The 10,383-nt window shown below is 65.4% G+C and carries 13 protein-coding genes and 1 tRNA gene; 2 read left to right on the top strand and 12 right to left on the bottom strand.

The genetic code is table 11. The features are described from left to right. Positions 1-10: 10 nt before the first annotated feature. The 7 genes from WFP78_RS06735 to WFP78_RS06705 form a co-directional block, all read right to left on the bottom strand. Entirely contained in the window at positions 11-310 is a 300-nt protein-coding gene (locus tag WFP78_RS06735; RefSeq protein ID WP_336960036.1) for an HNH endonuclease, read from the bottom strand. Continuing rightward, positions 307-564: a hypothetical protein gene (locus WFP78_RS06730; protein ID WP_336960034.1), complete on the bottom strand. Its 258-nt coding sequence runs from the start codon at positions 562-564 to the stop codon at positions 307-309. Before WFP78_RS06730 ends, WFP78_RS06735 begins: the two co-directional genes overlap by 4 nt. A 479-nt stretch (positions 565-1,043) precedes the next feature. Beyond that, positions 1,044-1,118: transfer RNA gene (locus WFP78_RS06725), tRNA-Thr, on the bottom strand. 17 nt (positions 1,119-1,135) lie between these two features. Continuing rightward, entirely contained in the window at positions 1,136-2,011 is an 876-nt protein-coding gene (locus WFP78_RS06720) for a hypothetical protein (RefSeq protein WP_336960032.1), read from the bottom strand. Then, positions 2,008-2,352, bottom strand: coding sequence for an MmcQ/YjbR family DNA-binding protein (locus WFP78_RS06715; RefSeq protein WP_336960030.1), 345 nt, complete (start codon positions 2,350-2,352; stop codon positions 2,008-2,010). The genes WFP78_RS06720 and WFP78_RS06715 overlap by 4 nt, the downstream gene beginning before the upstream one ends. Before the next feature lie 8 nt (positions 2,353-2,360). Next, complete coding sequence (locus WFP78_RS06710; RefSeq protein ID WP_336960028.1) at positions 2,361-3,677, bottom strand: replication-associated recombination protein A; 1,317 nt, start codon at positions 3,675-3,677, stop codon at positions 2,361-2,363. Further along, positions 3,677-4,855, bottom strand: coding sequence for a glycosyltransferase family 4 protein (locus WFP78_RS06705; RefSeq protein ID WP_336960026.1), 1,179 nt, complete (start codon positions 4,853-4,855; stop codon positions 3,677-3,679). The genes WFP78_RS06710 and WFP78_RS06705 overlap by 1 nt, the downstream gene beginning before the upstream one ends. A gap of 90 nt (positions 4,856-4,945) precedes the next feature. On the opposite strand from WFP78_RS06705, the gene WFP78_RS06700 reads away from it, so the two are divergent. Both WFP78_RS06700 and WFP78_RS06695 read left to right on the top strand, forming a co-directional pair. Next, positions 4,946-5,179, top strand: a complete 234-nt coding sequence (locus WFP78_RS06700; protein ID WP_336960024.1) for a hypervirulence associated TUDOR domain-containing protein — start codon at positions 4,946-4,948, stop codon at positions 5,177-5,179. 97 nt (positions 5,180-5,276) lie between these two features. Next, positions 5,277-5,921 carry an MOSC domain-containing protein gene (locus WFP78_RS06695; RefSeq protein ID WP_419722934.1) on the top strand — a complete coding sequence of 215 codons (645 nt, stop codon included), beginning with the start codon at positions 5,277-5,279 and terminating at the stop codon, positions 5,919-5,921. Between the two features lie 35 nt (positions 5,922-5,956). On the opposite strand, the gene WFP78_RS06690 is transcribed toward WFP78_RS06695, so the two are convergent. The 5 genes from WFP78_RS06690 to miaB form a co-directional block, all read right to left on the bottom strand. Beyond that, on the bottom strand, positions 5,957-6,145 hold the full coding sequence (locus WFP78_RS06690) for a hypothetical protein (protein ID WP_336960020.1): 189 nt from the start codon (positions 6,143-6,145) through the stop codon (positions 5,957-5,959). 266 nt (positions 6,146-6,411) lie between these two features. After that, the gene (locus WFP78_RS06685; protein WP_336960018.1) at positions 6,412-7,341 is read right to left on the bottom strand and encodes a hemolysin family protein; all 930 of its coding nucleotides are present in this window, start codon (positions 7,339-7,341) and stop codon (positions 6,412-6,414) included. Positions 7,342-7,408: 67 nt separating this feature from the next. Further along, positions 7,409-7,924: an rRNA maturation RNase YbeY gene (gene ybeY, locus WFP78_RS06680; RefSeq protein ID WP_336960016.1), complete on the bottom strand. Its 516-nt coding sequence runs from the start codon at positions 7,922-7,924 to the stop codon at positions 7,409-7,411. Then, positions 7,917-8,912, bottom strand: coding sequence for a PhoH family protein (locus tag WFP78_RS06675; RefSeq protein WP_336960013.1), 996 nt, complete (start codon positions 8,910-8,912; stop codon positions 7,917-7,919). The genes ybeY and WFP78_RS06675 overlap by 8 nt, the downstream gene beginning before the upstream one ends. Positions 8,913-9,021: 109 nt before the next feature. Further along, positions 9,022-10,383: a tRNA (N6-isopentenyl adenosine(37)-C2)-methylthiotransferase MiaB gene (miaB, locus tag WFP78_RS06670; protein WP_336960011.1), complete on the bottom strand. Its 1,362-nt coding sequence runs from the start codon at positions 10,381-10,383 to the stop codon at positions 9,022-9,024.

Below are 10,383 nucleotides of genomic sequence, written 5' to 3'. Positions count from 1 at the left end.
TGAAAATGCCCTAACGGCCCTGGCGCTGGGTGGGGGCATAAAAATCAGGCGGTTTCCGTTCCACCCATGCGATGAACCGCGCGATGCCTTCCTGGGCACGCAATGCCGCGATCGTGTTGAATTTCCGCGCGATCTCGGCGTTGGACAGCGTTGCGTGGATCGTCTTGTGGCAGATCGGATGCAGCGCGACCTTCTCCTTGCCGCCGCGATTTTTCGGGACGAGATGGTGCCACTCGACCTGCTCCCCCAGCGGCCGGCCGCACAGGGCGCACAGTTCCAGCGGGGCGGGCTCGTCGCTTTCGTCGATCATTCCTCATGGGCCTCCATCGCTTCCATGAAATCCCTGGCGGCATCCCGATCGGCAGGATCTTTGAAGGCAACGTCCAGATCGGGGGCGTCACCCAGCATGAACAGAAACGTCCAAAGCGCAAAGCGCCGCCCGCGATCCGTCTCCAACCCAAAATCCACGCGCAGCCGCTCGATGCCGGAGATCAGCGAATCGGGCGTGATTTCGGACAGGTCCGAAGTGCCGAAATAGCGCAGCAACTGATCGTCGAGGTTCATGGCACCACCGTAGCGGCCAGCGGGGCGCGCGCAAGGCATGCGCCTTGATCGGGAAATGGCGCCGGCGAATCTCCGGTTGTGAGGCTCCGCCGGCATACTGAGTATTTGTGGTGACGCGCATTACAAATCACAAATATTCCCCGTGCGTCGGTGGACGGTCAAGCTCCCTCATGACGGCTGTAAACGGGTCTCAATGACGCGCTCATGCCGGGTAGCGAAAGAGAGATGGACCGTGATGGACAATGTAATTTGGAGGGCAATCATTGCAGTATGGGCGAGCAAGCCGACCACAGGCGCAATTGTGGGGCTAATCATTATAGCATTCATCTGGCGCGTTCTTGGCCCTTTGGCGGACCAGCTTCCTCAAATTATACGGGAGTTGCGGTGATAGCTTGTGTGCAGGTTGGCCTATCGCAGCCTGCCCATCAAATGAGGATAGCGCCGATAATAACAGGCTGCGCACAGAAGAGGGGTATCAATGGTGCCGGCTGAGGGATTTGAACCCCCGACCTTCGGTTTACAAAACCGCTGCACTACCACTGTGCTAAGCCGGCGCGCGCACGCCTTTGCCTCAGATGACGCCGAAGGTCCAGCCCTCTGTATGCGCAACCTCGGCTGTCAGCAATGCGGGGGACCAGAGCGCCGGGTTCGCCGCGGCCCGCCGCATCCAGGCGGCCGTGACGATGGCGTCGGTCAGGTGATCGTCATAGCGGGGCAGGGGCATATGCGGTCTGCTGGCAAGCGCCCGCAAGGCTTCGTCCAGCGACACCGCGTCACGCATCTTCGTGCGGCCCTTCGGTCGCCCGGCGGCGCGCGCGGCAATGCTGGTGTAGATTTCGACCACCGCCGATCCATGGCCGGGCAGCGGATCGAACGGCCAGATCGGCACCCTGCCATGCAGCCCGTTGAGCAGCCGCATGCCGGCAAAGCTGGCCTTGGCGACCTGCGCCGCGCCGATGGCGTCATAGACGGTGGAGGGCTTGCCGCCACCGCCGGCATTATAATGCGCTTCGCACAGCCGATTGTGCATGAAGTCGGCCTTCACGCCATCGGCCGCACCGAAGTAAAAATGGCGACGATGCGTGGTTTCCAGGAAGCTGGCGGCCCCCAGGTCCGCGTCGTCGCAGCATTGCTCGACATAGGCCCAGAAGGCCGGGCCGGTGATGGGCACGTCATCGCCCGGCAGATAGCTGCCCCGGCCGACCAGCGGCGGCGCGAAGCTGAAATCGAAACCGAAGAGCGTGGGCATTTCTGCCGCCTGTTCGAGCAGCCACTCGCCCACGGCGGCGCGCGACCAGATCCCGCCGGGTGGTGCGACGGGAATCGGCGCTTCATCCCCGACGCCGCACAGCGCGACGGCGATGCCCCGATGGCGATGGCCCTTGGCGCCAGACCAGTCGATGGCGGCAAAGGCGGTGAAGCCCGGATGCCCCGGCGGACCGCTCATGAAGATGCCGCATCGCGCTCCGCACGTTGCGCCTTGGACGCCCGCGCCGCCCACGCGCTTTCGATCAGGCCGCGCAGCATCTCGTCATCGCCATGCCCCTCCCGCGCCAATATCCAGCGGGTGCCCTGATAATGGGGCGATTGCCAGAAGGTGTCGGGATCGATCTCCTGCAACAGCGCCACCTTTTCGGCACTGTCGCAACAGATGGTGAAGCTGCCGGGCTCATGGCTGCGGGATATGAAGGCCTTGCCGCGCACCTTGGGCACCACGGCATCGTAGAATTTCTCCATCGCCGTGCCCGGCAGCGTGAGCGCGAATGCCACAGCCTCAGCCCATGTCATGGCGGTTCCTATCCCTGCCTGCCCTTGCGCAGATCGTCCCACCAGGCGAGCCGTTCGGCAATCCGTTTTTCAAAGCCGCGGTCGGTCGGCCTGTAGAAATGCTGCGGGCTCATTTCCTCGGGCCAGTAATTGTCGCCGGAAAAGCCATGTTCCGTATCATGATCATAGGCATAATCCTTGCCATAGCCGATCTCCTTCATCAGCTTTGTCGGGGCATTGAGGATATTGGCCGGGGGCATCAGCGATCCGGTGTCGCGGGCGGATTTCCATGCGGATTTCATCGCGGCATAGGCGGCGTTGGATTTGGGCGCGGTGGCGCAATAGAGCGTGCATTGGACGATCGCCAGTTCGCCCTCCGGACTGCCCAGGAAATCATAGGCATCCTTGGCGGCGAGGCACTGGACCAGCGCCTGCGGGTCGGCAAGGCCGATGTCCTCGCTGGCAAAGCGGACCAGGCGGCGCAGCAGGTAGAGCGGCTCTTCCCCCGCCACCAGCATCCGCGCCAGATAGTAGAGCGCGGCCTGCGGATCGGAACCGCGCAGCGCCTTGTGCAGGGCGGAAATGAGATTGTAATGCCCCTCCCGATCCTTGTCATACACAGCGACGCGGCGATGGAGCAGGTTGGAGAGCCCGGCGGGATCGAGCGGCGCGGGCAGATCGACGGAAAACAGCGTCTCCGCCTGATTGAGCAGGAAGCGGCCGTCGCCATCGGCGCTGGCCACCAGCGCTTCGCGTGCATCGGGATCGAGGGGCAGGGGCCGGCCCATCAGCGCCTCTGCCCGGTCGAGCAGCAGCAGCAGCGCATCGCTGTCCAGCCGGCGCAGGATGAGCACCTGCGCGCGGGACAGGAGCGCCGCGTTCAGTTCGAAACTGGGGTTTTCCGTGGTAGCCCCGACCAGCGTCACCGTGCCGTCCTCGACATAGGGCAGGAAACTGTCCTGCTGGGCGCGGTTGAAGCGGTGGATTTCGTCCACGAACAGCAATGTGCGGCCGCCGATGCGGGCATGGTCGCGCGCGGTGGCGAATACGCGCTTCAAATCCGCGACGCCGGAAAACACCGCCGAGATCGGCTCGAAACGCATGCCGACGGCATCGGCCAGCAGCCGCGAAATGGTGGTCTTGCCGGTGCCCGGCGGGCCCCAGAAGATGATGGAGGACAGGCGGCCCGCGCTCACCATCCTATGGATCGCGCCTTCCGGCCCGGTCAGATGCTCCTGCCCCACCACCTCATCCAGGGTGGTGGGCCGCAGCCGATCGGCAAGCGGCGCATCATCGCGCAGCGACGGAGCCCCGTTTCCCGGCCCGATGCCGAACAGGTCGGCCATCAGGGGACGGGGCTGTTCATGACGAACGCGCCACGCTCGCGCTGGCGAATGATCCGCAAATAGGTGTCGACCAGCGCCTGATTGACCTCGTCCCAGCCGAAGCGCTGGGCCATTTCCAGCCCGGCATGGCCCGCACGGTGACGGGTTTCGGTATCAAGGCAATAGCGTTGCAGCGCATCGGTGAACTGATGCACCGCGCCCGGCCGGATCAGCGCGCCGTTCACGCCGTCCGTGACCAGGCATTCGCTGCCCGTGGCCCGCGCCGCGACGGTGGGCAGGGCGCAGGCCATGGCCTCCAGCGTCACATTGCCGAAGGTTTCCGTGACGGAGGGGTTGAACAGCATGTCCATGCTGGAGACCGCGCGGCCAAGGTCGGGGCCGGACTGAAAGCCGGCGAATACCGCGTCGGGCAGGCGGTTCTCGAACCATTCCCGCGCCGGGCCGTCACCCACCACCAGCACCTTGTGCTTGACCTGCCGGTGGCGCAGCTGGTCGATCGTGTCGGAAAAGACGTCCAGCCCCTTTTCCATCACCAGGCGGCCGACAAAGCCGATGGCCGGAGCGTCGTCATCGATGCCCATGGAACGCCGCCAGGCAGGATCGCGGCGGCCGGGGTTGAAGATCTCCCGGTCGATCCCGCGCGTCCAGATGCCGACATCGTAATTCATCCGCTGGTCGCGCAGCAACTGCGCCATCGAATCGGAGGGCGCGACGATCGCGTCGCACCGGCGGTAGAAGCGCCGCAGCAGCGCCTCGATCGCGGGCTCCAGAAAGGCGAGGCCATAATAGCGCGGATAGGTTTCAAACCGCGTATGCACCGACGCGACCTTGGCGATGCCATGGCGGCGGGCGTAGGACACCGCGCGATGGCCCAGCGGATCGGGGCTCGACACATGGATCATATTGGGCGCGAACCGGGCAAGATCGCGCCGCAGCCGGGCCGGCAGGCTGTAGGGCAGCCGATATTCCGCCCGCCCCGGAATCGCCACGGAGGGCGCGCTCACCAGATCGCCCGCCGGCGCGAAGGCCGGCGTATCGGTGGTGGGGGAATAGACGCGCACAGCCGCGCCCTGACGCAACAAATAGCCGACCAGCCGGTTGAGGGCCTGGTTCGCGCCGTCGCGCACATAATTATAGTTACCGCTGAAAAGGGCGATACGAAGTCCGGTGGCGTCCATCCGCTGCCCCTTAGCCCAGACCGATGGAAGAACCAAGGGAACCGCGCGCCCGCATCCTGCATTGCTGCAATGAAGGAGAGGAGGTGTGACATGAGTGAGACGGTTGTGATGCACGGCTTCCGAAAGGGGAGCCGCGTGCGGTGGAACCGGGGCACGGGCATTGGCATGGGCGTGGTGACGGACCGGTTCGAAAGGCTTGTCGAACGCACGATCAACGGCGCGAAGATCGCCCGCATCGGCAGTACGCACGATCCCGCCTATCTGATCGCGCTGGACGATGGCGGGGAAATTCTGAAGCTGGAATCGGAATTGACCGCATTATAGGCGCGTGACTTTGGGCCCGTGGGCGGCAGGGGCCATCCGCCCATGGCCGGCCCTTTTCGTGTGTCGCCGTTTCTGCCATCAGGATGCGATGCCAAGCATGTCCATCAAGGCGATCCTGACCGGCGTTGCGATGCCCTTTCGCGATGCGGAGATGAGCGCCATCGCGAAACAGCCTGTGGACGGCCCCGTGCGAGTCGGCCTGCTCGGGCTGGAGGGCGACATGCAGGCCGACCGGGTCCATCATGGTGGGGCGGACAAGGCGATCCACCTTTATTGCCAGGATCATTATGACTGGTGGCGCGCGCGCAAGCCCGGCCATCCCCTGCTGGAAGCGCCGGGCGCCTTTGGGGAGAATATCGCCTCGCTGGGCATGGTGGAGCGCGACCTGTGCGTGGGCGATCGTTTCACCCTTGGCTCGGCGCTGGTCGAGGTGAGCCATGGCCGGCAGCCCTGCTGGAAGCTGGACCATCGCTTCGGCGCGCGAGACGTGATGGCGACCATCGTCAAGACCGCGCGTTGCGGCGTCTATTTCCGCGTGATCGAGGAGGGGGCGGTCCAGAGCGGCGATGACATGGCGCTGGTTGCGCGCACCCATCCGCAATGGACGGTGGAGCGGGTGTTCGGCCTGCTCATCGGCGGCGGGCACAAGCGCGAACCGGAGGCGGTGCGCGCGCTGGCCGATCTGGCGCCGCTGGCCGAAGCGTGGAAGGCGCGCGCCCGGAAGCTGGCCGAGGGGCTATAGCGCGGCGGCGACAGGCCGCCGTTCGATCATGAAAATCAGCCGATCGCCATGCTCAGCGCCATGAAGGCGAGGATGAGCGCCGCGCCCCCGGACATGCCGCACAGCACATAGCCGAGCGCCTGGAGGACGGCGGGGCTCTTCCGGCTGCTCTTGTGATTGCGCGCCAGGGCCGACAGCACGAAGCTGACCAACAGCCCATAAGTGAGCGCCGCGAATTCGATCATTCTGTCACCCCGACATGGGCGCGGTCGATCCGACGGCATCGGGCCAATCGCGCCATATTTCCGGCTGCACGCATGTTCCGCGCCGTCAGGGGGCTCCGCCTGGCGGGAACATGCGCTGCCCCGATGCGGCGATCATGCCAGCGCGGGCGTGACTATGCCATCAATGCCGTTCGCTTATGCGGCAGGGCGAGGCAATTGCCCGCCGATTTGCGGAAATTTTCCGATGCTGCACCGCCATATATCGCCAGGCATATGTCGCCAGGGGTTCAATGCGCCTCGCCGGCCACGCTGCCGACCGGGGGGTGCAGGCGCAGGCGGGTGACGCGACGATTGTCGCCGTCCAGCACCTCCAGCTTCCAGCCGCTCTGCTCATGCTCCAGGATTTCGCCCGCTTCGGGCACGCGGCCGGCGATCACGAAGGCAAGGCCGCCCAGCGTGTCGACATCTTCCTCGACCTCGCCCAGCCTGGGGTCGATTTCCTCGGCGACATCGTCCAGCTCCGCGCGGGCATCGGCTTCCCACATGCCGTCGTCCAGCGGCACGAGCATCGCCTCCGGCGCCTCGTCATGCTCGTCCTCGACCTCGCCGACGATTTCCTCGACCAGATTTTCGAAGGTCAGCAGGCCCTCGGTGCCCGAATATTCATCCAGCACGATGGCGAGATGGGTGCGTTTCGCCCGCATTTCGGCGAGCAGGTCCAGTGCCCCCATGCTTTCCGGCACATAGAGCGGCTGCCGGATCAGCGGCGCCAGCGTGTCGGGCGGCGGGGCCTTGCCGGCCAGGATCGCAAAGGCATCGCGGATGTGGATCATGCCGACAATGGTGTCCAGCGTCTCGCGATACACCGGAATGCGGCTGTGCCCGGCCTCGGCAAAGAGCGCGGCCAGTTCGGCGAAGCTCGCCTTTTCCTCGATGGCGACGATATCCGCGCGGGGCACGGCGACATCGTCCACCGTATGTTCGCTGAAATGCAGCAGGTTGCGCAGCATCTGCCGCTCGATGGCCGACAGGTCGCCCTTGCTTTCGGGCGCGCCGTCTCCGGCTTCTTCATCATATTCGTCGATGGCCTCCTCGATTTCCTTGCGGAGGCTATGTTCGCTTTCTTCGCCGAAGATCAGGGTCTTGAGGCCCTGCCACAATCCGCCTTCGCTGCTACTGTCCGCCTCTTTCGAAGGCGTCGGGCTGTCGTCAGCCATGGTGGTCGTTCTTCCCCTGTATCCGCTGATGATTACGGCCCCTCATACCGGGCGGCGGGCTCTGGCGCTAGTCGTCGTTCGCATGGGCATAGGGATCGGCGATGCCGAGGCTGGCCAGCGCCCGGATTTCCAGCGATTCCATGGCTTCCGCCTCCGCCTCTTCCATATGATCGTGGCCCAGAAGATGGAATGTGCCGTGGACGATCAGATGCATGGCATGGTCGGTGATCGAAATGCCTTTTTCCGCCGCCTCATGGGCGCACACCCCGGCGGCGAGCACGATATCGCCCAGCAGGACCTCGCCATCGTCGGTATTGCCGAGCGTTTCGAGCAGGTCGGGCTGCACCATGGGGAAGGAGAGGACGTTGGTCGTCTTGTCCTTCCCCCGATAGTCGCGGTTGAGGGTGTGGACTTCCGTGTCGTCGGTCAGCTTGACCGCGATCTCGAAGGTCGCCGACTGCGTTTCGAAGTCCGCGTTCAGGCTGTGCCGCACGGCGGCGGTGACGGCCGCGCGGGCCAGGTCTTCCCAATCGACGCCCTCGGGCCATTTCCCCTGTTCAAGCAGCAAGGCGACGTCAAGCATCCGGGCCCTCATAGGCCTGCACGATCCGGCCGACGACAGGGTGGCGCACCACATCCGCGACGCCGAAGGGCACCACCGCGATGCCTTCGATCCCCTCCAGCTTGTTCACGGCATCGGCAAGGCCCGACACGCCCGGCTGCGGCAGGTCGACCTGCTTGGGATCGCCGCAGATGACCATGCGGCTGCCTTCGCCAAAGCGGGTGAGGAACATCTTCATCTGGGCGGCGGTGGTGTTCTGCGCCTCGTCCAGGATGATGAAGGCGTTGGCCAGCGTGCGCCCGCGCATGAAGGCCAGCGGCGCGATCTCGATTTCGCCGCTGGCGATCCGGCGCTCGACCTGTTCGGCGGGCAAAGTATCGTACAGCGCATCGTAGAGCGGGCGCAGATAGGGGTCGACCTTCTCCTTCATGTCGCCGGGCAGGAAGCCTAGCCGCTCGCCGGCCTCGACGGCGGGACGGGAAAGGATGAGCCGGTCGACGCTGCCGGTGATGAGCTGGCTCACCGCCTGCGCCACCGCCAGATAGGTCTTGCCCGTGCCTGCCGGCCCAAGCGCGAAGATGATGTCGCGCCGGGCCAGTTCCTCCATGTAGCGCACCTGCGTCGCGGAGCGCGGCACGATGGTTTTCTTGCGCGTGCGGATCATCACCTTGGGCGGCTCGGCGACATCGGTGCGGATGATGCCGTCCAGCATCGGCTCGCTCGACATCGCGATTACGGCCTCGACTGCGCCGGTGTCGATCTCCTGACCGGCGACGATGCGGTTGTAGAGGCCGGTCAGCACGTCGCGGGCACGGGCGGCGGCCTGGGCGTCGCCCTCGATCTGCAACTGGTTGCCCCGCGCCGCGATATAGACGCCCAGCCGGTTTTCGATGGCGACCAGATTCTGGTCATATTGGCCGAACAGGGCGCCCAACAGATGGGGCCGCTCGAACGTGATTTCCAGCCGGGCGCGCTCCCCGGTTTCCACGCGCGGATTTTTCTTCGCCATCAGACCTTCCCCCCCATCGTCGCAAGCGCTGCCGGTTTCGGTTGCCACCCAATCCGATCCTCCATGGAGCGCTGATACCCGGCAATGGCCGGAGCGACGGATGTTTTGGTCAAGCGGCTTTCCTCCTCGATGGTTCCCCGGCCAGGCTGTTCGGCCCGGCACTCACGATATCGACGTCTATCATGTCGCCGATGGCGGCGCCCTCCGCCACGACATGCACCGATTGCAGCCAGGGCGATTTGCCGATGAGCTGCCCCGGATGGCGCCCCTTGCGCTCCAGCAATATCCGGGTGCGCTTGCCGACGCTGGCGGCATTGAACGCGGCCTGCTGCGCATTGATGAGCGCTTGCAGGCGGGCGAGGCGTTCGTCCATCACCTCCGGCGCGATCTGGCCGTCCATCGTGGCGGCGGGGGTGCCGGCGCGCGGGCTGTATTTGAAGGAATAGGCCTGGGCATGGCCGACCTGATCGACGATGCGCAGCGTATCGGCGAACTCCGCGTCCGTCTCTCCGGGGAAGCCGACGATGAAATCGCCGGACAGCGCGATATCCGGCCGGGCGGCCCTGACCCGCTCGATCAGCCGCAGATAGGATGCGGTGTCGTGGCTGCGGTTCATGGCCTTGAGGATACGGTCATTGCCCGACTGTACTGGCAGATGCAGGAACGGCATCAGCTTTTCGACATCGGCATGGGCCGCGATCAAGCCATCGCTCATGTCGTTGGGATGGCTGGTGGTGTATCGGATGCGGGCAAGGCCGGGCAAGGCATCGAGCGCGCGGATCAGGCCGTCGAGCCCCTGCGCATGGCCCCTGGCGTCCTCGCCGGTCCAGGCGTTGACGTTCTGGCCGAGCAGGGTGATCTCCCGCACGCCGCCGTCCACCAGCGCGCGCGCCTCGTCCATGATCGCGGCCATGGGCCGGCTGATCTCCGCGCCGCGCGTATAGGGCACGACGCAATAGGTGCAGAATTTGTCGCACCCCTCCTGCACCGTCAGGAATGCGGTGGGGCGGGGCTGTTTGGGCCGGGCGGGCAGGGCGCCGAACTTGGAGATGGCCGGCATGTCGGTGTCGATCGCGTCTTCACCGCGCACGGCGCGCTCGATGAGGTCGGGCAGGCGATGATAGGCCTGCGGGCCGACGACGATATCGACGCTGGAGGCACGGCGCGGGATTTCCGCGCCCTCGGCCTGGGCGACGCAGCCGGCGACCGCGATCATCGGGCGGGTGCCATCCTCGCGGCGCAGGCGGCCGATGTCCGAATAGACCTTGTCCACCGCCTTTTCGCGGATGTGGCAGGTGTTGAGGACGACGATGTCGGCGTCCAGCCCGTCGGCGGCCGGCGTCATGCCCTGCGCGCCAAGCATCTCCGCCATCCGTTCGCCATCATAGACGTTCATCTGGCAACCGAAGGACTTGATGTGGAATGTCGCCGGGGTGATCCCGCGTGTCTCGGCGCGTTTTTCGTGAGTCAT

The organism is Sphingobium aquiterrae, assembly GCF_037154135.1.
GTDB classification, from domain to species: domain Bacteria; phylum Pseudomonadota; class Alphaproteobacteria; order Sphingomonadales; family Sphingomonadaceae; genus Sphingobium; species Sphingobium aquiterrae.
This window is presented reverse-complemented; position numbering and strand designations above follow the sequence as displayed.

Bases quoted from the DNA above. Each gene is read 5' to 3' on its own strand.
- WFP78_RS06700 (WP_336960024.1), top strand. From the start codon at position 4,946: ATGAGTGAGACGGTTGTGATGCACGGCTTCCGAAAGGGGAGCCGCGTG.
- WFP78_RS06690 (WP_336960020.1), bottom strand. From the start codon at position 6,145: ATGATCGAATTCGCGGCGCTCACTTATGGGCTGTTGGTCAGCTTCGTG.
- WFP78_RS06685 (WP_336960018.1), bottom strand. From the start codon at position 7,341: ATGGCTGACGACAGCCCGACGCCTTCGAAAGAGGCGGACAGTAGCAGC.
- miaB (WP_336960011.1), bottom strand. From the start codon at position 10,383: ATGACTCACGAAAAACGCGCCGAGACACGCGGGATCACCCCGGCGACA.
- WFP78_RS06720 (WP_336960032.1), bottom strand. From the start codon at position 2,011: ATGAGCGGTCCGCCGGGGCATCCGGGCTTCACCGCCTTTGCCGCCATC.
- WFP78_RS06735 (WP_336960036.1), bottom strand. From the start codon at position 310: ATGATCGACGAAAGCGACGAGCCCGCCCCGCTGGAACTGTGCGCCCTG.
- WFP78_RS06710 (WP_336960028.1), bottom strand. From the start codon at position 3,677: ATGGCCGACCTGTTCGGCATCGGGCCGGGAAACGGGGCTCCGTCGCTG.
- WFP78_RS06695 (WP_419722934.1), top strand. From the start codon at position 5,277: ATGTCCATCAAGGCGATCCTGACCGGCGTTGCGATGCCCTTTCGCGAT.
- WFP78_RS06675 (WP_336960013.1), bottom strand. From the start codon at position 8,912: ATGGCGAAGAAAAATCCGCGCGTGGAAACCGGGGAGCGCGCCCGGCTG.
- WFP78_RS06705 (WP_336960026.1), bottom strand. From the start codon at position 4,855: ATGGACGCCACCGGACTTCGTATCGCCCTTTTCAGCGGTAACTATAAT.
- WFP78_RS06715 (WP_336960030.1), bottom strand. From the start codon at position 2,352: ATGACATGGGCTGAGGCTGTGGCATTCGCGCTCACGCTGCCGGGCACG.
- ybeY (WP_336960016.1), bottom strand. From the start codon at position 7,924: ATGCTTGACGTCGCCTTGCTGCTTGAACAGGGGAAATGGCCCGAGGGC.
- WFP78_RS06730 (WP_336960034.1), bottom strand. From the start codon at position 564: ATGAACCTCGACGATCAGTTGCTGCGCTATTTCGGCACTTCGGACCTG.